Raw genomic sequence first — 23059 nt, 5'->3', positions numbered from 1 at the left:
TGAGGTAGTCATGCACGAGTTTGATGCTGCGAATCTTGCCTTACCTGGCATCCGTAACTTAAGCCCTTATCAAGCGGGGAAACCGATTGAAGAACTAGAACGCGAGCTTGGTATAAAAGATATTGTAAAACTTGCGTCTAATGAAAATCCTTTGGGCGTGAGCGAGAAGGTTCGCGAGGCTTTAATAAACAAAGTTGAAGCTTTAGCACGTTACCCAGACGCGAACGGTTTCTACTTAAAATCGGCAATTAGTGAGAAGTTTGGTATCGATACAAACCAAATCACGCTTGGTAACGGCTCTAACGATGTTTTAGAGCTGCTTGCGCGTACCTATGTTACTTCTGAGCATGAAGTTATTTTCTCTCAGCACGCATTTGTGGTTTACCCGTTGGTCACGCAAGCTATAGGCGCTACTCCTGTTAAGGTCCCTGCTAAGGATTACGGCCACGACCTGGACGCGATGAAGGCTGCTGTAACCGATAAAACACGTATGATCTTTATCGCAAACCCGAACAATCCTACCGGCACATTTTTGTCGAGTGAGGAAATTGAAGGTTTTATTAAAGATATCCCACAGCACGTTTTAGTCGTTCTCGACGAAGCTTATTACGAGTACGTGCCGGAGCAGGAACGTGCGCCTTCGTTTTCTTGGATCAAAAAATATCCAAACTTAGTGGTGAGCCGCACATTCTCTAAAGCGTATGGTTTAGCGGGGATTCGTGCCGGTTTTGCTGTTTCACACCCAAGTGTTGCCGATTTGATGAATCGTATTCGTCAGCCATTTAATATGAATGAATTGGCGTTAACAGCCGCTTTAGCAGCGTTACAAGACGATGACTTCCTAGCCAAGTCTGTAGAGGTGAACGCTCGAGGTATGAAGCAGCTTATTGCATTTTGTGAGGAGGTTAATTTGTCGTATATTCCGTCTCACGGCAACTTCATAACAATTGAATTTGGACCTCAGTCGGCAGAGATATACGACAAGTTACTTCACTTAGGTGTGATTGTGCGCCCAGTGGCTGGCTATGAGCTTCCAAACCATCTACGCGTAAGCATCGGGACAAAGGAAGAGAACGAAGCGTTTATAAAGGCTTTTTCGCAAATTCTTAATGGCTAAAGATCAACTTACGATAGCAGGACCGAGGCACGCCGCTGGTGTGCTTCGTCTTCCTGGTTCAAAAAGTATTTCTAACCGTGCGTTGCTTATGGCGGCGCTTGGTGCTCCAGCGCATCTCTCCAATGTTCTTATGAGCGACGACACACAACGTATGCTTGATGCGCTGTCCTTATTAGGTGTTCGAGCCACCATCGAAGATAACAACGTTAATTTGGTTCAGGGTTTAAGTCATCAAACTGATGCCAAAGAGAACAAACTACATACCCTGGATTTGGGGAATGCGGGAACAGCTATGCGCCCGTTAACGGCAATATTAGCGGCTCGCCCTGGTCAATATCTGCTTACCGGTGATAAACGTATGTGCGAGCGGCCTATTGGTCCACTTGTAGAAGCTTTACGCCAATTAGGAGCAGATATCGAATATAAAGGACAAATTGGTTTTCCACCGCTACTTATCCATGGAAAAGCGCTAACGGGTGGCTACTGTGAACTCGACGCTACGATGTCTAGCCAGTACATTACCGCTCTATTGATGATGTTACCGTGCCTTGCAGGCGACTCTACATTGACTCTGAAGGGAGAATTGGTGTCGTGGCCTTATGTCGAGATTACCTTGAAGATGATGGCAGATTTTGGAATATCGGATGTTCTCGTTCGTGGGCGTACAATTCACACAAGAGGTGGCCAGAGCTACCAATGCGCAGAGAGTTATCAAGTCGAAAGTGATGCTTCCTCGGCGTCTTATTTTATTTCAGGGGCTGCGATAACGAATAGTTCACTCGTGCTAGAAGGAGTAGGGAAGAATAGCGTTCAAGGAGACATCCAGTTCGTAGATGTTATGCGTGAAATGGGTGCGCAAATTGAAATTGAGAAGGGCTCAATTCGAGTACTGGGCGCACCTAACGGACTTGTAGGCTTGGACTGCGACCTAAATCATATTCCCGATGCAGCCATGACCATCGCCACCGTTGCCATATTTGCCGAAGGACCTACAACGATTCGTAATATCGAGAACTGGCGCATAAAAGAAACCGATCGTCTCGCCGCTATGGCGACTGAATTGAGTAAAGTCGGAGCGCAAGTCGAAGAAGGCCGAGATTTCTTAACCATATATCCTCCTAAAATTCATACTCATGCAATGATTGAAACCTATGATGATCACCGCATGGCAATGTGTTTTTCGCTACTAGGGCTAAAAGGCCCTGGCATCACTATTTTGGACCCTCAATGTTGCTCTAAAACCTACCCCGGTTTTTTTGAAGACTTTGAAAGGGTGTTTGTAAAAGACATGTCTGCTAGCTAACTACGAACAAATCTTCGTGCATTTTTCCTCAAAGTCCGTATAATTTTGCGGCTTAAATTTTTTAAGTTGGCATTCAACCGAAGCAAGTTTAGAGGCACTGTCTATTTATGGAAACGACTTCCAATGCAACCCAAGCCCCTGTGATCACTATTGATGGTCCTGGTGGTGCTGGTAAAGGAACGATAAGCCGAATGGTTGCAGACCGTCTTGGTTGGAAGCTTTTGGACAGTGGCGCAATTTACCGCGTACTCGCTGTCGCCGCTTCACATCATAACTTTAAACCGGAAGACGAAGAGGGCTTAGTCGCTTTGGCTGCAGACCTAGACGTTGAGTTTATCGTTAATGAGAAGACAGGCTCTACCCACGTGGTACTTGAGGGCGAAGACGTAACAGAAACAATTCGCCAAGAAATAATGGGGCAAACAGCCTCTAAAATAGCAGCCTTGCCTAGAGTTCGCGAGGCGTTATTGCGCCGTCAGCGTGGTTTTAGGGAGTTACCTGGTTTAGTTGCCGATGGTCGTGACATGGGCACTGTAGTTTTTCCCGACGCGCAAGCTAAAATATTTTTAACGGCAAGCCCTGAAGAGCGCGCAAAACGTAGGTTTTTGCAATTGCAGGAAAAGGGTGTTGATGCTAAAATGAACAATCTCGTTGTGGAAATTAAAGAACGTGACGACCGAGACATGAACCGCTCTGTAGCACCTCTGAAGGCTGCGGAGGGTTCGTTGATTTTAGATTCTACTGATAAATCAATAGAATCGGTTTTGAAAGAAGTTTTAGAATTTGCGCATTCGCAAATTTCTGGAAAAATTTGAAGCACCTTTGTGTGCTCCAAGGGTCGGTTTTAGGATGAAACCGATTTCGTGTAACAACCCCGTTGGCAAGGAAATTCAACGGATGTCTAAACTTTGTGAAGTTATTTAATATGACCGAAAATTTTGCTCAATTATTTGAGGAAAGCCTCAAAGAAATCGAAACCCGCCCTGGCTCAATCGTTACTGGTACGGTTGTAGCAATCGAAAAAGACCTAGTTCTAGTAGACGCTGGTCTTAAATCTGAAAGTGCGATCCCTGCTGAACAATTCATGAACTCAGATGGCGAATTAGACATCAATGTTGGTGATTCTGTTGAAGTAGCTCTAGACGCAGTAGAAGACGGTTTCGGTGAAACTATCCTTTCTCGCGAAAAAGCGAAGCGCTACGAAGCTTGGGTACAACTTGAAGCTGCGTATGAGAAAGAAGAAACAGTTACAGGTATCATCAGTGGTAAAGTTAAAGGCGGATTCACTGTTGATCTTAACGGCGTTCGTGCGTTCTTACCTGGTTCACTTGTTGACGTTCGTCCAGTTCGCGATACTGCGCACTTGGAGAACCGTGACCTTGAATTCAAAGTAATCAAGCTAGACCAGAAGCGTAACAACGTTGTTGTATCTCGCCGTGCTGTTATTGAGAAAGAAAACAGTGCAGAGCGTGAAGAGTTACTTGAGAACCTTCAAGAAAGCCAAGAAGTTACGGGTATCGTTAAGAACCTAACTGACTATGGTGCGTTCGTTGACTTGGGCGGCGTAGACGGCTTGTTGCACATCACTGATATGGCTTGGAAGCGTGTTAAGCACCCAAGTGAAATCGTGAATGTTGGCGACGAAATCACTTGTAAAGTATTGAAATTTGACCGTGATCGCACTCGTGTATCACTAGGTCTTAAGCAACTAGGCGAAGATCCTTGGAGCGATATCATCAATCGTTACCCTAAAGGTCTACGCATGTCTGGTCGCGTAACTAACCTAACTGACTACGGTTGCTTCGTTGAAATCGAAGAAGGTGTTGAAGGTCTTGTACACGTTTCTGAAATGGATTGGACAAACAAAAACGTTCACCCATCTAAGATCGTTAACTTAGACGACACCGTTGAAGTTATGGTTCTAGATATCGACGAAGAACGTCGTCGTATCTCTTTGGGTATCAAGCAGTGTAAAGCTAACCCATGGGAAGAGTTCGCGAAGAACAACCAGAAAGGCGACAAAGTTAGCGGTAAGATCAAGTCAATCACTGACTTCGGTATCTTTATCGGCCTAGACGGCAACATCGACGGTCTTGTTCACTTGTCTGACATTTCTTGGAATGCGACTGGTGAAGAAGCGGTTCGCGACTTCAAGAAAGGCGAAGAAGTTGAAGCTGTTGTTCTTCAGGTTGACGCAGAACGTGAGCGTATCTCTCTAGGTATCAAGCAAATTTCTGAAGATCCAGTGAATAACTATCTGGAATCTCACAAGAAGGGTGCTATTGTTACTGGTACGGTTCAAGAAGTTGACGCTAAAGGTGCAACAATTGAACTTGCGGACGGCGTTGAAGGCTACGTACGTGTTGCTGACATCGCTCGTGAGCGCATCGAAGACGCATCAACTGCATTGTCTGTAGGCGATAAAGTTGAAGCACGCTTTATGGGTATCGACCGTAAGAACCGTGTAATCAGCTTGTCAATCAAAGCGAAAGACGAAGCTGAAGAGAAAGCTGCGCTTGAAAGCGTTAATCAGCAAGAAGATAGCGCAATCAACAACGCAATGGCTGAAGCGTTTAAAGCTGCTAAGACTGACGACTAATAGTTGTTATTGCGGCTGAAGAAAGAAAGGAATTATCTGTTATGACGAAGTCAGAGCTGATTGAAGTACTTACGACTAAGCAGCCGCAAGTGTCTCCAAAAGACGTTGAGGCAGGAGTTCGAGGAATTCTAGAAACGATGATTCAATCGTTGGCCAGTGGTCAGCGTATTGAAATAAGGGGCTTTGGTAGCTTCTCATTACATTACCGTAAACCTAGAGTCGGACGTAATCCTAAAACGGGTGATAAAGTTGAGTTGGACGGTAAATACGTTCCTCACTTTAAGCCGGGTAAAGCGCTAAGAGAACGCGTTGATCAAAGCGCTGGTTAACCGCTTTTGGAAAGCAAGACGATTATCTAAAAGGCATGCTATACTGGCATGCCTTTTTTATTAGCTTGGAAAGGATTTTCTATGGCGCGCTTTTTCTTAGCTTTACTGCCTATTCTTTTGCTGTTTCTTATAGCCCTTTTAATCGGTTCTAGAAACACGCATATCATTGATGTCAATTTGTTGCTGGTTCAGTTACAGCTGAAAACCTCTACACTCATGGCATTTTCTTTAGGCTTAGGTTTCCTAGTAGGCATCGTCGCATTCTTGTCGAGTTACCTAAAACTTCGAGTTCGTTACCGTCGCCTGAGAAAAGAGCTCATACAACACGCTAAAGCTAACCTGTAATTATGCTCGAGCTTCTCTTCCTCATTTTACCGATTGCTGCAGCCTATGGTTGGTTCATGGGTCGCAACAGTGTTCGCCAAGAGCAAAGAGAAGAGCAAAAGAAATTTTCAAAAAACTACGTTACTGGAATAAACCTTTTACTTTCAGACCAAAGTGACAAAGCAGTCGATTATTTTACCGAGATGCTGGAAGTAGACAGTGAAACGATAGAAACACATTGGACTTTGGGTAAACTATTTCGCCGCCGTGGTGAGGTAGACCGAGCAATTAAGATTCACCAAAACTTAATTGCTCGTCCTGCAATTACCGAGAGTCAGCGTTATCAAGCAATGTTTGAGCTAGGCCGAGACTATCTCTCCGCAGGGTTTTATGACCGAGCTGAAAAAATGCTAAGTGAGTTAGCTCAACAAAAGCTTTTCCGGGAGCCTAGTGAACGTTACTTAATGCAGCTCTATGAAGCGACCAATGAATGGAACAAAGCGATCAGGGTTGCGCTAAAGATTAGAAGATACGACAAAGGCATCGAACCTAATATTGCACAATTCTATTGCGAGTTAGCTGAGCTTCAAGACAAACAAGATGAAGTATTAAAGTTTTATCAAAAGGCTTTGTCTCATGACAAAGATTGTGTACGTGCAAGGCTTGCGTTAGGGCGCTGGTATTTGGGACATAATAAAGCGAAAGAATGTTTGAGTTATTTTCTGCCGATTATTGAAGACTCTCCTGAGTTTAGTTCTGAAGTACTACCTTTATTGGAAATGGCTTATGCCGAACTTAACGACGAAGACGGTTTATTAAGTTGCCTTCACGACCTAGTTCTTGAAAATCCAAGTGCAACTGCAGTAATTATGCTGGCAAAACATATTGCGGCGCAAAACGATGCGGAAGCTGCCGAGCAGTTTCTACTTACAGCTTTAAGACGAAACCCAACGATGCGCGGATTTCATAAGCTTATTGAGGTTCATGTACAACAAGCGGCCCCAGGGAAAGAGCGTGACGCTCTGAGTCTGCTTCAGTCTATTGTTGCCGAACAAATCAAGCAACGGCCTAAGTATCGTTGTAAACATTGTGGCTTTTCGGCCCAGCAGCTTTATTGGCATTGCCCCTCGTGTAAAGTTTGGGGTGAAATTAAACCTCTTCGTGGAATTGATGGTGAATAATGAAAGAAGTAATTGTCGCTCTAGACTTTCCTAATCCTATCGACGCATTGGCATTTGCAGATAAGTTAGATCCTGATACATGTCGCGTAAAAGTAGGTAAAGAGCTTTTTACATCAGCTGGTCCTGAGTTGGTGAAAGAACTTGTAGCTAGAGGATTTGATGTTTTTTTAGACCTTAAATTTCACGACATCCCTAATACCGTTGCAGGTGCAGTTCGTGCAAGTGCCGAATTGGGGGTTTGGATGGTGAATGTTCACGCTTCCGGTGGAGAGCGTATGATGCGCGCGGCACGGGAAGCATTGGAGCCATATGGAGAGCAACGGCCACTATTAACAGCCGTAACGGTATTGACGAGCATGAGTGAAGCCGAAGTTCATTCGCTTAATGTTTCCGTACCGTTGCAGGAACAAGTATTACACCTAGCGCGACTCACTAAAAACTCTGGGTTAGACGGCGTTGTGTGCTCTGCAGAGGAAGCTAGGCTGCTCAAAGGGGAGTTAGGGAACTCATTTAAACTCGTTACACCAGGTATTCGACCTGAAGGCAGCGCGGCTAACGACCAAACACGCGTTTTGACTCCAAAAGCAGCTATGGAGGCGGGGTCTGATTATTTAGTGATAGGAAGACCCATTCGAGAGTCGGACGCGCCCGCGGAACTAATTTCAGCAATTAACCAGCAAATATCCTAATCCAAACTCAAGCATTTACAGAGCTCCTCGCTATACTGTAACCGTTGCATAGGAAGCAACGGTTACTTAAAAGGAGCATATATGTTTAAACCTATTCGTTTTCTTATTCCCATTCTATCGTCCGTTCTTGTTTTTGCAGGCCCTGCTCATGCTGAAACACTGCAAGATTCTGCTAAAAACTCTTTAGCAGACCTCAAAAGCCAGTCTAAGCAAATGCAGGAAGTGAAACAAAAGGTCAGTAAATTAACGCCTTATGTTTCGATGCATCGGTTACGTGCTGAGAACGATGTCACTGAAACTGTAAACATTAATACCGCCAACGCGATGGAGTTAGCTAAAAAGCTTAAAGGTGTTGGTTCAACTCGCGCTCAAGCTATTATCGAACTTCGCGAGCGTTTAGGTGGGTTTTCAGATATCGAGCAACTTTTAGAAGTGCGAGGTTTGGGCGTGCGAACTTTAAACGCTAATCGGGAACGTATCGTCTTGTAGGTATGCCACATAAAAAAGCCTCGACCCCAAAGTTGGGAGCCGAGGCTTCTTTTTAAGACGTATTATTCTTGGCTAGGACACGCTTGCATGTCTGCGTAAGCTTTTGAAGTAGGGGTGTTAACGCCTGCTACTTTGCCGCTATGCTGAATTTCTGCTCGTGCTGAAGCAGGCATTGCTTGTAGTGCTGCAATGTCTGCAGAAATTTCGCCTGCAGGGGCTTTAGCCATTTCAGCAAACGTAAAGTGAATACCTTTCGCCTTAGTTTGCGCTTTCGGTTTAGCTTTAGTTTTGGCTTTTGGCTTTTCTGCTTCGACCGTGATTTCTTGCTCAGCATCTGAATTTGCAGCTTCTTCCGCTTGAGGTTGAGCGATTTCCTCTTCTTTTGCTGGTGAAACTTCCTGTGTTGAAGGTGCTTCTTCCACGGTTTCTTCAACAGCATCTGCCTCTACTTTATCAGCTACTGCTTCTTCAGAAGAAGATTCGTCGGTCACAGACTCTTCACTCTTTGGAGCTTCTTCGTTAACTGAAGGTTGCTCTTTCGCTGACGGCTCTTGTTCCGCTGATGGCTCTACGGCACTACTTTCGCTGTTAACTGAGGTATCGTCACCATTTGAAGCTTCTGTTTCAGGTGACGCTTGCTCGGCCGTTTTCTCAGCTTTCGGTGTTGCCGGGGTTTCTGCAGTGTTTTCTACAACAGGAGTTTGCTCTTCTTTGTGTTTAGTCGCTACCGGCTGCTCGTTCTTAGTTACTTCTTGAGTATCTACTGGAGCTACTACTGTATTTTGGTTTTCTTCTTCAGAAACCTTCGCGTCTGTTTTCACACGCACCGAGCTTTTTAGATCTCTACGTTGACGGCGTTGAGCAGGTATAGACTCTTGCTGCTTGTTATTTTGCGTAGCTTGACCATTGTCTTGCTTTTCCTGCTGCGGCTTGCGTCTACGGTTACGACGATTACGGTTCTCTTGGTTCGATTTATTCTGGGTTGCGCTATCGTCTTGAGACTTCGAATTCTTGCGCTCTTGCGCATTATTATTGCGTTCTTGGCCACGCTCTTGGTTACGCTGGTTATTGCGGTTCCCACGACGTTGATTGTTACGGTTACGGTTGTTCGATGAACCCTGGTTACGGTTGTTGCGTTGACCGTTTCGTGTGTTTTTCGCAGGCTTTTTCGGTTCGTCACTAGCAAATAGAGACTTCAACCACTTCGCAATTTTCGAAACCAAAGAAGGTTCGTTAGAAGTTTTAACCGTTGGAGCAGGAGCTGCTTCAGGGGCAACCATCTGTTTAAGTGCTGGTTTCTCACTAGCCTTCGGTGAAGGTTGAGAAATCTCAACACTTTGTACTGGAGCTTTTTGTATAAGCTCAAAGCTTTGGTTCTGGCTCATTTCATCTTTACGAATACGAACGACTTCAAAGTGAGGCGTGTCGAGATGCTGATTCGGGATGATAATGATGCTTGTTTTATTACGCTTTTCAATTTGTTGAATAGGTAACCGTTTTTCATTAAGCAGGTACGTTGCAACCGACACAGGTACTTGTGCCATTACTTGTCCTGTATTGTCTTTCAACGCTTCTTCTTCAATTAAGCGAAGAATGGAAAGGGCAATAGACTCGTTACTACGTATCGTGCCTTGTCCACTACAACGAGGACAAACATGGTTAGCTGACTCGCCAAGCGAAGGACGTAATCTTTGACGTGACATTTCAAGAAGGCCGAAACGTGAAATGCGAGTAACTTGAACGCGTGCACGGTCTTGCTTTAACGCTTCACGTAATCTGTTTTCTACTTCACGTTGGTGCTTCATCGGTGTCATATCGATGAAGTCGATAACAATCAGGCCACCCACATCACGTAGACGAAGTTGACGCGCGATTTCGTCCGCAGCTTCAAGGTTGGTTTGGAAAGCCGTTTCTTCGATGTCTCCGCCTTTTGTTGCGCGCGCAGAGTTAATGTCGATAGAAGTTAATGCTTCGGTTGGGTCGATAGAAATTGAACCACCTGAAGGTAGTCGTACTTCACGCTCAAAAGCCGACTCAATTTGGCTTTCAATTTGATAGTGATTAAATAAAGGAACATCACCTTTATACATTTTTGCGCGCTGCAAAAAGTCTGGGCGTACAATTTTGATATGCTCAAGAGTTTGAGCGTAGATGTTCTCATCATCAATCAGAATTTCACCAATGTCTCGACGTAAATAGTCACGAATCGCACGGAAAATAACGTTACTTTCTTGATGAATTAAGAACGGAGCTGGGCGGCTCGACGCAGCTTCTTCAATGGCTTCCCAATGATGAATAAGTACTTTTAAGTCCCATGCTAATTCTTCAGCAGACTTACCTACGCCAGCTGTACGAACAATTAAGCCCATTCCGTTCGGAACGCGCAAGTCAGCCATTGCTTCTTTTAGCTGTGTGCGCTCTTCACCCTCGATGCGGCGAGAAATACCACCCGCACGTGGGTTGTTCGGCATTAAAACTAGGTAACTACCTGCTAATGAAATAAAGGTAGTGAGTGCAGCACCTTTTTGGCCACGTTCTTCCTTATCGATTTGAACGATAACTTCCTGACCTTCTTTAACCACATCTTTGATGTTTGGGCGGCCATTAATTTTATAATCAGCAGGGAAGTAAGACTTGGCAATTTCTTTAAGAGGGAGGAAGCCATGGCGTTCTGCACCGTAATCAACAAAAGCGGCTTCTAAACTGGGTTCAACGCGGGTGATTGTGCCTTTATAGATATTTGCTTTTTTTTGTTCGTGACCTGGGCTTTCAATGTCTAGGTCATAAAGGCGTTGGCCGTCTACCAACGCTACACGCAATTCTTCTTGCTGCGTGGCATTAATTAGCATTCTTTTCATATTGTGACTCATTTTAATTAGTAAAACGCCACAACACTGAACTGCTTATAACACTTTGTTTTGTCAACGAATAAAACCGGCCCTTCGATTACGAGTTTGCTCGTAATTACCGGCTTTTTACATATCTTTTCTGCTTTCTCATTCCTACTGCACAGGCATTGGCCTTGCGCATGTAACCCGTGGACATTGGTCTCACGTTTTACAGTAATTTCTGCTGAACTAAAACAAGCGTATTCGCTTTTCGTCAGTGCTGCCGCTGGTTAAAATCTTTTCGCGGACTAAAAGTCAACGCGTTAACCATCTAAATGGTTTTGCACAACTATTGTCGCATTTTTTAACTGCAAAAAACAAGCCAGAAACATATTTAAAATAGAGGTAAAGGTAGGGGACTGCGTGATATAATTTTTCTATGAGTGAACAGAATCCATATAACAAGGTTTCCTGGCATGAAGTCCAGGACGATGAAAGCGGCCAACGTCTAGATAATTATTTGTTGTCTAGGCTAAAAGGCGTGCCGAAGAGTTATATTTACAGAATTATTCGCAAAGGTGAGGTTCGTGTAAATAAAGGACGCATTAAGCCGGACTATAAATTAAAAGCTAATGATCAAATACGTGTTCCTCCTGTAAAAGTTGCAGAGAGGGCGGACACGCCAAATCCCAAATTAGAAGTTATTGCTCAGCTTGAGTCGTATATATTGTTCGAGGATGACTCGTTGCTCGTTGTCAATAAGCCGTCGGGTTTAGCAGTGCATGGCGGTTCGGGCCTAAAGTTCGGTTTAATTGAAGGACTTCGAAGCCTTCGTCCGCAACAAAAGTTTCTTGAGCTTGTACATCGTATCGACAGAGACACCTCTGGAATAATATTGGTTGCAAAGAAACGGTCAGCGCTGCGCGAACTGCATAAACAGTTACGCGACAAAACGGTTGAAAAAAAATACCTCGCATTAGTTGCGGGTACATGGTCTAAAAACAAGAAAACAGTAGAGTCCCCTCTAAAGAAAAACACACTCAAGTCGGGCGAACGGGTTGTTCGTGTTGATAGAGAAGGTAAACCGTCTAAAACAAAGTTTGGTGTAGTTGAGAAGTTTGGGCAAGCAACCTTGATTGCCTGTGAACCCGTTACGGGACGAACTCACCAAATCCGGGTACACACCCAGCATGCAGGCAACCCGATAGCTGGAGATGACAAGTACGGCGATCCTAGATTTGTGCATATTGCAGAACAACATGGTTTGAAGCGTTTATTTTTACATGCACACGAAATTGCATTTATACATCCTAAAACGGAGACAACAATGCGGTTATCAGCGCCTTTAGACGATGAACTAGAGCGCGTTTTAAAGTCGTTTAGAAAAACAGGTTAAGCAGAATGAGCTCAGTCAAACCGTTTATTATATTCGACTGGGATGGAACCTTAATGGACTCCATCCCTAGAATCGTTTCTTGTATGCAAAAAATGGCCGCCGATGCTCGATTACCCGTGCCTACCGAACAAGCTACACGAGACATTATTGGCTTAAGTTTGCCGGTAGCGCTTGAAGTGCTTTTTGACTGTTACGACAAAGCAGAACAAACCGCGTTAATAGATATCTACAGACATTACTATATAGATGCTGATACTACACCGAGCCCGATGTTTGATGGTGCTACAGAGCTTTTGCAGCGTCTTCATAAACAAGGGTTTCCGCTCGCAGTAGCTACAGGGAAAGCCCGACCTGGTTTATTACGTGTTTGGGAAGAGACAGGAACAGAACGCTATTTTGTGAATTCTCGCTGTGCCTCTGAAGCTCCTTCAAAGCCGAACCCTGCTATGTTAAAGGACCTTATGGCAGAGCAGGGGGCAGATATCCAAGACACGCTTATGATCGGTGACTCTAAACACGATTTACGCATGGCTAATAATGCGGGAATAAAGTCATTAGGCGTTACATTCGGTGTTCACGACGCACATACTTTAAATGCGGAGAGTCCATTCGGTCTTTGCCATACTTTCGATGACGTCGAGAGCACTATTCATGACTGGATCGAAAGTGTAAATAGCTCACGCCAGCGTGCTCAAGCATTGTTGTAAGTTTTATCAAGGGTAGCCCGATTAGACTGTTGGGGTCGCTCGACTCTATTTTCTCGAAAAGGCTAATGCCTAACCCTTCACATTTAAAGCTTCCCGCACAGTTAAATGGTTGTTCCTGCTTTATGTAATGCTCGAGTTCTTTTTGAGAACGAGTCCTGAAAGTAACCTCGACCTCATCAATATCGCTCTCTTGTTCTTTGGTTTCGCTGTTTAAGACAGTGAGACTGGTAAAGAAGCTAACTCGTTTACCTTGAAAAAGAGACAACTGCTTTAATGCGTTTTCGTGGTTTCCTGGCTTACCTAGTATTTTGCCTTCGCAAACAGCGACTTGATCTGACGCTATTATAATGGCGTTAGGGTAAACCGCTGCTACTTTATGTGCTTTTGCAGCTGCGAGCCTCAGCACCAACTCTTTCGGGTCTTCATGCTCAAGAGGTGTTTCATCGATGTCAGGTGAGTAGGTTTCGAAAGCTAAACCGAGGGTTTTTAACAATGCTTTTCTAAAAGGTGAACTAGAAGCTAAAACAATAAGAGGTTGTTGTGTAGTTGGCACAGCATTTATCCTTTTTCCATATAGGCGAAAAGAATGACATAAATAGCTTATATTTCGCAATTTCCTTTGACTATGAAAGCGACAATCAGTATTATTCGCGCGCTATGCAAAAGGTTAGAATACCCGTAACGGTCGATCCAATACGCAGTGCAACGAAGAGATTAAGCTATAATGGTGAAGTACCAACGGCTTCTCTTGAGAGACTGCAGGATGTGTCACTCGAAATAAAAGGTGAGGCAGACGTATGCCTTACATTTGATCGTGACGAACAGAACCTAGTTTTCATTCACGGTACTGCCGAAACAACGGTGGTAGTTGCTTGTCAGCGATGTGGTGAAAATATGGATGTACCGGTTACATGTGAATTTCGATATGCACCAGTCAATCAGAAAGTGAAAGCTGAAGATTTGCCTGAGCATTACGACCCAGTGGAATTAAACGAGTTTGGAGAGTTAAACCTTCATCAAATCGTTGAAGATGAGTTAATTCTCGCACTGCCGCTGGTTGCAATGCATGCTGAAGAAGATTGCAGAATTGATCGTAATACCATGACATTCGGTGAGCTTCCGAAAGAGGAAGATAAACCCAATCCGTTTGCGGTGTTACAAAAGTTAAAGAAATAACTGTACCAGGAGAACTCTAATGGCTGTACAACAAAATCGTAAAACCCGTTCTAAGCGTGGTATGCGTCGTGCGCACGATAGCTTAAACGGAGCTGCATTGTCTGTAGACCAAACTAGCGGTGAAACGCATCGTCGTCACCACGTATCTGCAGACGGATACTACAAAGGTAAGCAAGTTACCGCTAAATAAGTCGCATGCGTCCTATAACGCTTGCACTTGACGCGATGGGCGGTGACCGAGGTCCCGCCATCATAATTGCAGCGCTCAAACGAGCGCTGCAAGCGTTTCCTACTACCCATTTTCTGGTGTTCGGTGATGAGCAAGAACTCAAGCCATTACTCCGGTCGATTCCTTCCCAGTATTCCTCTCGATATCAAATTGTTCATAGTGCTCAAGTGATCGAGATGGATGACAAACCTGGACAATGTATTCGAAGTAAGCCCAAAGCATCAATGCGTTTAGCCATTGACGCTGTCGCAGAAAACGATGCCGACGCTTGTGTCAGTTGTGGTAACACTGGCGCACTCATGGCGTTGTCCTACCTGAAATTGAAGACCATACCTGGTGTTATTCGACCTGCCTTGGTCGCTCCACTTCCTAATCAGAAGGGACATCAAAGCTTTTTACTCGATTTAGGCGCTAATCCTCAGTGTGACGCTGAAACTTTGCACCAATTCGCGGTCATGGGGTCGGTTCTGGCAACGGAAGTTGCGCGTGTGAAGCGTCCTAGAGTTGCTTTACTCAATATGGGCGAGGAAGAAATCAAGGGTAACGACGTTGTCAAAAATGCAGCGCAACTGCTAAAAGAAAATCAGGCTATAGAGTATGTTGGCTTTATTGAAGGTAATGACATATTTGCTGGTAAAGCTGACGTTATAGTGTGCGATGGATTCACAGGTAATGTTGCATTGAAGAGCTGTGAAGGAATGGCTCGACTTCTTTATGAAAACCTTAATCAGTCGTTGAAAACGCATTGGTTTAGTAAACTACTGGCATTATTCGTTTATAAACGCCTAAAAAACTCACTCTCATGGCTCAAGCCCGACCAGTATAACGGTGCATCTTTGATAGGATTGCGCGGTGTTGTGATAAAGAGTCACGGCAATGCATCTGCAGAAGCATTTTTTAGTGCAATAAAGCAGGCTCAAGTTGAGGCTGAGAATAAATTACCCAGCCGCATTCATGATCAAATTGCAGCAGAGCTAGGAGAGCAGTCCTAGCCAAATTACTCGAAGGTAACGATGAGGCTGGATATGTTTACTAGAATTGTTGGCACAGGTCATTATCTTCCTTCCCAACGGTTAACCAACCAACAATTAGAACAACGTGTAGATACTTCTGATCAATGGATCCGTGAGCGAACTGGTATTCGTGAACGCAGAATTGCTGAGGCGCATGAAAACGTAGTTTCAATGGCGGCTCATGCGTCAACTGATGCATTACGCTCTGCAAATATTGATGCGCTTGAGCTAGATATGGTCATTGTAGCGACCACTTCAGCAGATAAGTCCTTCCCAAGTGCTGCTTGCGAACTACAGGCTGCGATTGGAGCAAAGAATGCTGCGGCGTTCGATGTGGCTGCAGCATGCGCTGGGTTCATGTTCGCTATGAGCGTTGCCGATCAGTATATTAAAACCGGGGCAGCGAAAAAAATTCTGATCGTGGGTAGTGACGTATTGTCTCGGCTTTGTAACCCTGAAGATCGCAATACGATCGTACTTTTTGGCGATGGTGCAGGTGCTGCTGTGCTTGAGGCTAGTGAGAAGCCAGGCATTCTTTCGACGCATATATACTGTGCTGGCGAATATGCTGAGTTACTGGGCGCTGACTTGCCCACTCGACGCCCTGACGCTATAGAAGAACAAGCTTGGTTGTATATGAAGGGTAACGAAGTATTCAAAGTTGCGGTTCAGAAATTATCGGAATTGGTGCAAACTACGCTGCAACAACATGATTTAAGCCCTGAAGAGCTTGACTGGCTGGTGCCTCATCAGGCTAATTTCAGAATAATTCAGGCAACAGCTAAAAAATTGTCGATGCCATTGGAACAAGTGGTGTTAACGTTAGACTATACAGGAAATACCTCAGCTGCTTCCGTCCCAATAGCTTTAGATGTTGCCGTTAAAGACGGCCGCATTCAGCGTGGTCAACGCGTTTTACTCGAAGCGTTTGGCGGCGGTTTCGCTTGGGGTTCAGCATTGATTACATATTAAGGTTTTGAATATGGCTAAAACAGCGTTTATTTTCCCAGGTCAGGGTTCACAAGCTAAAGGAATGCTTGCGGACTTAGTTGCAGAAACACCTGTGGTTGGGCAAACCTTCGCAGAGGCAAGCGAAGCTCTCGGCTATGATCTATGGTCGATTATTGAGCATAACGAAGACGATCAATTGAACCAAACAGCTATTACTCAACCCGCAATACTTGCTGCAAGCGTTGCGGTTTATCGTGCTCTAGGCGAACCTAAAGTAGACTTCATGGCAGGGCACAGTTTGGGTGAGTATTCCGCTTTAGTATGCTCTGGAGCGTTAGCATTCCAAGACGCCATTCGGTTAGTGTCTTTGCGTGGTAAGGCTATGCAAGAAGCTGTTCCCGCCGGTGTGGGAGCTATGGCTGCGGTTATCGGTTTAGACGATGAAAGCGTTATTAGAGCATGTGAAGCAAGTGAGCAGGGCGAGGTTGTTTCTGCGGTTAACTTTAACTCTCCAGGCCAAGTTGTTATTGCAGGTAACAAAGCTGCGGTAGAGCGCGCAGGTGAGAAATGTAAAGAGGCAGGCGCAAAGCGGGTATTACCATTACCTGTTAGTGTTCCTTCGCATTGTGCACTTATGCAAAGCGCAGCGAAAGAGCTTGAAGCGGCGTTAACCTCGGTAAATATTGAATTACCTACGATTCCTGTGGTCCATAATGTTGATGTTACAGTCGCCGAATCTGTCGACGATATTAAAACAAAACTAGTACAGCAACTTTATTCTCCAGTGCAGTGGACAAAAACCGTCGAATGGTTGGTTTCTCAAGGCGTAGAAGAGTTTCATGAAGTCGGACCTGGAAAAGTATTGTCGGGGCTGGTTAAACGAATTCATAAACCTGCACAAGTAGGTGCTATTCATAATATTGAAAGCGTTCAAACGTTTTCAGAATAATAAAGAGTGAAGAGAGGACGCATGTCTAATTTTGCAGATAAAGTAGTGGTGGTTACTGGTGCGAGTCGCGGTATTGGCCGTGCAATTGCGGAGCAGTTCGCAGCCGGCGGTGCTAAAGTGATTGGTACGGCAACCAGCGATAGTGGTGCGGAGGCTATTAGCAGCTATTTAGGTGACCATGGCCAAGGTATGAGGTTAAATGTAACCGAAGAGAATGCTATCGATAGCTTTATTAAGCATGTTCAAGACGAGTTCGGTGCTATTGATATATTAGTGAATAACGCAGGTATCACTCGAGACAACTTGTTAATGCGAATGAAAGAAAGCGAGTGGGACGACGTTATTGCGACCAACCTTACTGCGGTGTTTAAAATATCCAAAGCCGTAATGCGTGGTATGATGAAAAAGCGTAACGGTCGTATTATTAACATTGGCTCGGTTGTCGGTACAACAGGTAACCCTGGCCAAGCGAATTATTGTGCAGCGAAAGCCGGACTCATTGGTTTTACTAAGTCTTTAGGGAAAGAAATAGCGGCTCGAGGCGTTACCGTAAACGCGGTTTCTCCAGGATTTATTGACACCGATATGACAAAAGCATTGACGGAAGAGCAAAAGAGCAAAATTTTTGATACGATTCCTGCTGCTCGATTAGGTAAGCCTGAAGAAATTGCGGCAGCTGTGATATTCCTTGCGTCTGAAGGTGCAGCTTACATTACAGGTGAGACTATTCACGTAAATGGTGGGATGAATATGGCCTAGTTGAGGTCATACCTCGCACCATTATTTAAATTTTTGCTTTAATCATGCGGTTCGTTTGTCTAAACTACCCGCAAATTTAATCAGAGACCGATTGAGGGATCCAAATGAGCACTATCGAAGAACGCGTAAAAAAAATCATTATTGAGCAACTAGGTGTTAAAGAAGAAGAAGTAAAGTCTGAAGCTTCTTTTGAAAACGACCTAGGCGCAGACTCTCTAGACACAGTAGAGTTGGTTATGGCTTTGGAAGAAGAGTTTGAAACTGAAATTCCAGACGAAGAAGCTGAAAAGATCCGTACGGTTCAAGCTGCAATCGACTACGTGAAAGCGCACTCTGAAGAGTAAGCTGTAGAATTCTAGAGAAAGGGCGGAATGTTGTCATTCCGCCCTTTTTTTATCTGCGTTATAGTAGGGGACTTGGTAAATAAAAATAACTATGGATTTCGTTTATGTCTAAGCAACGCGTTGTTATTACAGGCCTAGGTACAATTTCTCCAAATGGTTTAGATACCGAAACAACTTGGCGCTCAGTACTGGCTGGTCAGTCTGGTGTTGGCATGATCGAGCATTTCGACACAACCGATTACAACACTAAGTTTGCGGCTTTGGTTAAAGACTTTGAGCCGACGAATTATATGTCTCGTAAAGACGTAAAGAAGATGGATACCTTTGTACAATATGGTGTTGCGGCAGCAAAGGAAGCTATAGAGCATGCAAAGTTAGCAGTGACCGACGAGAATTGTCATCGCATAGGTGTAATGATTAGTTCGGGTATTGGTGGGTTAAAAGGTATTGAAGAGAACCATCAAAAACTCACAGAAGGTGGTCCACGAAAAGTATCTCCATTTTTTGTACCGTCTTCGATTATTAATATGATTTCTGGCCAAGTTTCAATGCTACATGGCCTGAAAGGTCCTAATCTTTCTATTGTTACAGCCTGTACCACAGGCGTTCACAGCATTGGACAAGCCGCTCGTATTATTGCTTACGGAGATGCCGATGTGATGATAGCTGGGGGAGCTGAGAAAGGTTCAACGCCATTAGGTATAGCCGGGTTTAATGCAGCACGTGCACTTTCGACACGAAATGATCAACCTCAACAGGCAAGCCGGCCCTGGGACAAAGACCGCGACGGTTTTGTTCTTGGTGATGGTGCAGGAGTCGTTGTTCTAGAGTCTCTTGAACACGCTTTAGAGCGCGGTGCCGATATTATTGCTGAAGTTAAAGGGTTTGGTATGAGCGCAGACGCCTATCATATGACGTCTCCGCCAGAACATGGAGAGGGTGCTGCTGCAGCAATGATCAACGCGTTGAACGACGGACAAGTGGAAAAATCGACCGTGGATTACATTAACGCGCACGGAACATCAACGCCCGCTGGCGATGTAGCTGAGGTGAGGGCAATTAAAAGCGTATTTGGCGAGCATGCATCCAAACTATGTGTGAGTTCTACAAAGTCGATGACAGGCCACTTGTTAGGAGCTGCCGGTGCGGTAGAGGCAATATTCAGCATTCTTGCTATCCGGGACCAAATTGCTCCACCTACCATTAATTTAGATAACCCAGCAGATGAATGCGACCTAGACTTTGTAGCCCACACTGCACAGAAACGAAGCATTCATTCCGTGTTATGTAACTCCTTTGGCTTTGGTGGCACAAATGGAAGCTTGTTGTTTACTCGTTATGAGTAAGGTGGCAAATGGATAGCGATAAAATATCGATTAAAGACCGAGGCTTTCTTTATGGTGATGGCTTTTTCACTACATTACGCATTAGTAATCGGGCTCCAAGCTTTTGGTTACTTCACTGGCAACGTATAACAGAGTGTTGCAGCGTGCTAGGAATCGACACGCCAAGTGAAGAATACATACTTAGGTGCTTGAAGCATGAAGCTGAAGAAAACGACATGCCTTGCGATTGTGGTGCCCGAATAACCATAACTAGGGGAGAAGGTGGTCGTGGTTATCAAGTGCCGCTAGAGCAACACGTAAATGTGATTATTTCTGTTTTTCCTATTCCGGAGGATTATGCCGAGTTTAAGAAACAGGGAATGAACGTAGGTGTTGCTGAACGAAGGTTAGGAACTGTTATGCCTGAGCTTCGAGGTTTGAAGACTTTGAACCGTTTAGAGCAAGTTATGCTTAAAATGGAGTTAGGTGATAAGCCTTGTTTTAACGACCTTATCGTTCTCGATACAGACCAAAAGGTAGTAGAAGCGACGGCCGGTAATGTTTTTTGTCGATGGGGTACAAACTGGCGTACGCCTAGCTTGAGAAATTCTGGAATTAGAGGCGTAATTCGTGAACATATACTGTCGCAGAGGCCAGACTTTGAGTGTGTGGAATTTAACCTTGACGATCTACAACAGGCGGACGAGATAGTTATTACGAACTCCTTGCTAGAGGTTGTAAGCGTCCGTACACTTAATGCAAACAACCTTAACGGTTTTACACAACGTAGTCTCTACGATCTTGGAAGTTGGTAAGCGATTAGTGTTTAGAATTATAAAAGTTACTTTTGTTATTGGCTTGGTGCTTGGTATTGCGTTAATAGCAACAAGCTACTTTTATTTAAAAAATGTTTATGAACAAGAGATTTCAGTGGGTGACGATGTTGTCTATTTTGAAATCGAGCCAGGGTTTACCGCACGAAAAGTACTGAATGAATTAGAAAAAGTTGGAGTGGTAAAATCTGCGGAACACGCATATTTGGCATCTCGAATATTTACAGACATTTCTCAGTTACATGCGGGCGTTTATTCACTGCCAGAATCCACTTCATTAGCTAGTCTCTGGAGAATGTTCAGCAATGGAGAGCAACATTTATTCTCAATAACCTTTGCTGAAGGGCTGAATTTCAAAGAGTGGCGCGAAATTATCGCCCAGCACCCATGGTTGGAATTGGAGTGGGACGGTCTCTCTGCACAAGAGGTTGCTAGACAATTAGAGCTTCCTTTTTCGGCTGGGCACCCGGAAGGACTATTACACCCCAATACCTACCGGTTTCATGCGTATACCAGTGACGCCGAGATATACCGCCAAGCCGCCCAGCAAATGGAAACCATTCTAGAAGAGTTGTGGCAAAACAGGCAGGAAGGTTTACCTATTCAGTCGCCTTACGAAGCCCTCATTCTTGCTTCGATTGTAGAAAAAGAAACAGGAGCCGACGGTGAACGTAGCCTAGTGGCCTCGGTGTTTGTGAACCGGCTAAACCGAGGGATGCGACTACAATCTGATCCCACAATTATTTATGGTTTAGGTGAAAGGTATCGAGGTGTAATTTACCGTTCTGATATTCAAGAGCATACCGCGTATAATACATATCGCATTAATCGTTTGCCGCCAACACCTATTGCTATGCCAGGTAGAGCGGCACTAGAGGCAACGCTCAATCCACCGCAAACAGATTACTATTATTTTGTCAGTCGAAATGATGGAACCCATGTGTTTTCTAAATCGCTGATCGAACATAATAGAGCCGTACAACAGTATCAGAGAAACTAATGAAACCTGCGTTTATTGTTATTGAAGGATTAGAAGGTGCCGGAAAATCAACGGCAATTGTTACGGTTTGTGAGTGGTTGAAGCAAAGAGGCTTAGCATTCGAGCAAGTTCGCGAGCCTGGCGGAACGCCGTTAGCGGAAGAACTAAGAGAACTCATTAAGCGAGACTGGGCAGAGAAGGTTACGGCAGAGGCTGAGCTTCTCGTGATGTATGCAGCGCGCTCACAGCTGGTAGAGAACAAGATTAAACCGGCTTTAGAAAACGGATATTGGGTTGTTGGCGACCGACATGACTTGTCTTCAAGGGCTTATCAAGGCGGAGGTCGGGAACTTGGTCAAGAATTACTGGCTCAAATTTCAGAAATTACGTTACACGGATTTAAGCCTGACCTAACGTTGTATCTAGATATTACACCTGAGGTAGGTTTGCAAAGAGCTAGAACTCGTGGTGCGCTAGACCGCATAGAAAAAGAACAGATTAGCTTTTTCGAAAGAACTCGCGAAGCTTATCAACATTTCGCGGATATAGACGATAGTATCGTGACTATAGATGCGCATAATAACGAAGTTGAAGTTAAACAAGCAATCATCGACGCTTTGGAGCAACAATGGCCGAAGTGAATTTACCCTGGTTAAGCCCATTGTGGATGCAGTGGGTACAGGCTAAGCATGGTAAGGGGCTACCTCATGCCATCGGGGTTCCATGGCAACCAGACGCCGGTAGCCAACGCATAACTCAAGCTTTGGTCGCCTGGCTGATGTGTCAGGAAGATGGAAATAGTGCTTGTGGTCGTTGTAAGTCTTGCTTGTTATTTGAGGCTGGTAACCACCCTGACTTTCTTAGAGTAACTCCAGAAGATGATAAAAAGATTGGTGTGGATGTTATTCGAAAAATGCAGGAGCGCGTGTGGGCAAGGGCTAATCAATCCGGATGTAAGGTTATTTGGATAGAACATGCAGAGAAGATGACCGAAGCAGCAGCCAATGCGTTGTTAAAAGTACTTGAAGAGCCGCCCGAAAAAACTTACCTCATTGTTTCTCCTGAACGTTTTTCTAGATTGCTGCCAACCATACGAAGTCGGTTAACGCTATTTTCTTTGCCTAAACCGAGCCTTGAGGAATTGCATGATTGGTTAAAGGCTCATTCTGGTATCAAGCAAACAGATTCCGATACGCTGACCTATGCTCAGTCTCGGCCGCTCAAAGCATTAGCTGATTTGCAGTCGAGTAATTTAGAGGCGACAAACGCTCTGCAACAATTATTGGCAGGTCAGCTTCCAGAGTTTCCCGACAAAGGTGAAGAGCTGGAACAATGGCTTGATGATTTCCTTTTAAGCTTACAGAAAAAAATCAGGACACAAACCCTTGAACAGGCAAGCGTCGAACCGGAACTGCTTTCTTGGTATAATCAGGTACTTGAACTTAAGAAGCAGAACCAGTCAGGCGGCATGAATATGAATACACTTATTCATTCATTATTCAGTGACATAGCCGTGAAGTCCTTTCAATAGAAGCTAAA

General features: G+C 44.6%; 25 protein-coding genes. 23 read left to right on the top strand and 2 right to left on the bottom strand.

Annotation, left to right across the window (positions count from 1 at the left end):
* Positions 1 to 10: 10 nt before the first annotated feature.
* From hisC to DQX04_RS02570, 9 genes are all read left to right on the top strand, one after another.
* On the top strand, positions 11 to 1117 hold the full coding sequence (gene hisC, locus DQX04_RS02610; RefSeq protein WP_111914236.1) for a histidinol-phosphate transaminase: 1107 nt from the start codon (positions 11 to 13) through the stop codon (positions 1115 to 1117).
* The gene (aroA, locus tag DQX04_RS02605) at positions 1110 to 2420 is read left to right on the top strand and encodes a 3-phosphoshikimate 1-carboxyvinyltransferase (RefSeq protein WP_111914235.1); all 1311 of its coding nucleotides are present in this window, start codon (positions 1110 to 1112) and stop codon (positions 2418 to 2420) included. The genes hisC and aroA overlap by 8 nt, the downstream gene beginning before the upstream one ends.
* A 107-nt stretch (positions 2421 to 2527) precedes the next feature.
* Positions 2528 to 3235 carry a (d)CMP kinase gene (gene cmk, locus DQX04_RS02600; protein ID WP_111914234.1) on the top strand — a complete coding sequence of 236 codons (708 nt, stop codon included), beginning with the start codon at positions 2528 to 2530 and terminating at the stop codon, positions 3233 to 3235.
* Between the two features lie 110 nt (positions 3236 to 3345).
* Positions 3346 to 5019 carry a 30S ribosomal protein S1 gene (gene rpsA / locus DQX04_RS02595; protein ID WP_111914837.1) on the top strand — a complete coding sequence of 558 codons (1674 nt, stop codon included), beginning with the start codon at positions 3346 to 3348 and terminating at the stop codon, positions 5017 to 5019.
* A gap of 41 nt (positions 5020 to 5060) precedes the next feature.
* Positions 5061 to 5348 carry an integration host factor subunit beta gene (gene ihfB / locus DQX04_RS02590; RefSeq protein WP_111914233.1) on the top strand — a complete coding sequence of 96 codons (288 nt, stop codon included), beginning with the start codon at positions 5061 to 5063 and terminating at the stop codon, positions 5346 to 5348.
* Between the two features lie 48 nt (positions 5349 to 5396).
* A complete protein-coding gene (locus DQX04_RS02585) occupies positions 5397 to 5693 on the top strand; it encodes a lipopolysaccharide assembly protein LapA domain-containing protein (protein WP_111914232.1) in 297 nt (98 codons plus the stop codon).
* A 2-nt stretch (positions 5694 to 5695) separates the two neighbouring features.
* Positions 5696 to 6853 (top strand): lipopolysaccharide assembly protein LapB, encoded by a 1158-nt coding sequence (gene lapB / locus DQX04_RS02580; RefSeq protein ID WP_111914231.1) that lies wholly within the window; start codon positions 5696 to 5698, stop codon positions 6851 to 6853.
* Entirely contained in the window at positions 6853 to 7542 is a 690-nt protein-coding gene (gene pyrF / locus DQX04_RS02575; protein ID WP_111914230.1) for an orotidine-5'-phosphate decarboxylase, read from the top strand. Before lapB ends, pyrF begins: the two co-directional genes overlap by 1 nt.
* 81 nt (positions 7543 to 7623) lie before the next feature.
* Positions 7624 to 8031, top strand: coding sequence for a helix-hairpin-helix domain-containing protein (locus tag DQX04_RS02570; RefSeq protein ID WP_111914229.1), 408 nt, complete (start codon positions 7624 to 7626; stop codon positions 8029 to 8031).
* Between the two features lie 62 nt (positions 8032 to 8093).
* On the opposite strand, the gene rne is transcribed toward DQX04_RS02570, so the two are convergent.
* Positions 8094 to 10889 carry a ribonuclease E gene (rne, locus tag DQX04_RS02565; protein WP_111914228.1) on the bottom strand — a complete coding sequence of 932 codons (2796 nt, stop codon included), beginning with the start codon at positions 10887 to 10889 and terminating at the stop codon, positions 8094 to 8096.
* Positions 10890 to 11298: 409 nt separating this feature from the next.
* On the opposite strand from rne, the gene rluC reads away from it, so the two are divergent.
* Together rluC and DQX04_RS02555 are read left to right on the top strand one after the other, a co-directional pair.
* On the top strand, positions 11299 to 12255 hold the full coding sequence (gene rluC / locus DQX04_RS02560; protein ID WP_111914227.1) for a 23S rRNA pseudouridine(955/2504/2580) synthase RluC: 957 nt from the start codon (positions 11299 to 11301) through the stop codon (positions 12253 to 12255).
* Positions 12256 to 12260: 5 nt separating this feature from the next.
* Positions 12261 to 12962, top strand: a complete 702-nt coding sequence (locus DQX04_RS02555; protein ID WP_111914226.1) for an HAD family hydrolase — start codon at positions 12261 to 12263, stop codon at positions 12960 to 12962.
* On the opposite strand, the gene DQX04_RS02550 is transcribed toward DQX04_RS02555, so the two are convergent.
* Entirely contained in the window at positions 12901 to 13515 is a 615-nt protein-coding gene (locus DQX04_RS02550; RefSeq protein ID WP_207801075.1) for a nucleoside triphosphate pyrophosphatase, read from the bottom strand. The genes DQX04_RS02555 and DQX04_RS02550 overlap by 62 nt on opposite strands.
* Between DQX04_RS02550 and yceD the strand changes: the two genes are divergently transcribed.
* The 12 genes from yceD to DQX04_RS02490 all read left to right on the top strand — a co-directional run bounded on the left by yceD (position 13509) and on the right by DQX04_RS02490 (position 23051).
* Complete coding sequence (gene yceD, locus DQX04_RS02545) at positions 13509 to 14138, top strand: 23S rRNA accumulation protein YceD (RefSeq protein WP_207916205.1); 630 nt, start codon at positions 13509 to 13511, stop codon at positions 14136 to 14138. The two genes, DQX04_RS02550 and yceD, sit on opposite strands and share 7 nt — an antisense overlap.
* 19 nt (positions 14139 to 14157) lie before the next feature.
* Positions 14158 to 14328 (top strand): 50S ribosomal protein L32, encoded by a 171-nt coding sequence (gene rpmF / locus DQX04_RS02540; RefSeq protein WP_111914224.1) that lies wholly within the window; start codon positions 14158 to 14160, stop codon positions 14326 to 14328.
* 5 nt (positions 14329 to 14333) lie between these two features.
* Positions 14334 to 15359: a phosphate acyltransferase PlsX gene (gene plsX / locus DQX04_RS02535; RefSeq protein ID WP_111914223.1), complete on the top strand. Its 1026-nt coding sequence runs from the start codon at positions 14334 to 14336 to the stop codon at positions 15357 to 15359.
* Positions 15360 to 15392: 33 nt separating this feature from the next.
* Positions 15393 to 16352 carry a beta-ketoacyl-ACP synthase III gene (locus DQX04_RS02530; RefSeq protein ID WP_111914222.1) on the top strand — a complete coding sequence of 320 codons (960 nt, stop codon included), beginning with the start codon at positions 15393 to 15395 and terminating at the stop codon, positions 16350 to 16352.
* 10 nt (positions 16353 to 16362) lie between these two features.
* Positions 16363 to 17280: an ACP S-malonyltransferase gene (fabD, locus tag DQX04_RS02525; RefSeq protein ID WP_111914221.1), complete on the top strand. Its 918-nt coding sequence runs from the start codon at positions 16363 to 16365 to the stop codon at positions 17278 to 17280.
* 21 nt (positions 17281 to 17301) lie between these two features.
* Positions 17302 to 18039: a 3-oxoacyl-ACP reductase FabG gene (fabG, locus tag DQX04_RS02520; protein ID WP_111914220.1), complete on the top strand. Its 738-nt coding sequence runs from the start codon at positions 17302 to 17304 to the stop codon at positions 18037 to 18039.
* 104 nt (positions 18040 to 18143) lie between these two features.
* Positions 18144 to 18383 (top strand): acyl carrier protein, encoded by a 240-nt coding sequence (gene acpP / locus DQX04_RS02515; protein ID WP_072155431.1) that lies wholly within the window; start codon positions 18144 to 18146, stop codon positions 18381 to 18383.
* A gap of 104 nt (positions 18384 to 18487) precedes the next feature.
* Positions 18488 to 19729, top strand: a complete 1242-nt coding sequence (fabF, locus tag DQX04_RS02510; protein WP_111914219.1) for a beta-ketoacyl-ACP synthase II — start codon at positions 18488 to 18490, stop codon at positions 19727 to 19729.
* A gap of 8 nt (positions 19730 to 19737) precedes the next feature.
* Positions 19738 to 20523: an aminodeoxychorismate lyase gene (gene pabC, locus DQX04_RS02505; protein WP_111914218.1), complete on the top strand. Its 786-nt coding sequence runs from the start codon at positions 19738 to 19740 to the stop codon at positions 20521 to 20523.
* Positions 20524 to 20530: 7 nt separating this feature from the next.
* Positions 20531 to 21541: an endolytic transglycosylase MltG gene (gene mltG, locus DQX04_RS02500; protein ID WP_165831922.1), complete on the top strand. Its 1011-nt coding sequence runs from the start codon at positions 20531 to 20533 to the stop codon at positions 21539 to 21541.
* Positions 21541 to 22161, top strand: coding sequence for a dTMP kinase (tmk, locus tag DQX04_RS02495; protein ID WP_111914216.1), 621 nt, complete (start codon positions 21541 to 21543; stop codon positions 22159 to 22161). Before mltG ends, tmk begins: the two co-directional genes overlap by 1 nt.
* On the top strand, positions 22149 to 23051 hold the full coding sequence (locus tag DQX04_RS02490) for a hypothetical protein (protein WP_111914215.1): 903 nt from the start codon (positions 22149 to 22151) through the stop codon (positions 23049 to 23051). Before tmk ends, DQX04_RS02490 begins: the two co-directional genes overlap by 13 nt.
* Positions 23052 to 23059 lie beyond the last annotated feature (8 nt).

Source organism: Aliidiomarina sp. B3213 (assembly GCF_003290085.1).
In the GTDB taxonomy this organism is placed as follows: domain Bacteria; phylum Pseudomonadota; class Gammaproteobacteria; order Enterobacterales; family Alteromonadaceae; genus Aliidiomarina.
This window is presented reverse-complemented; position numbering and strand designations above follow the sequence as displayed.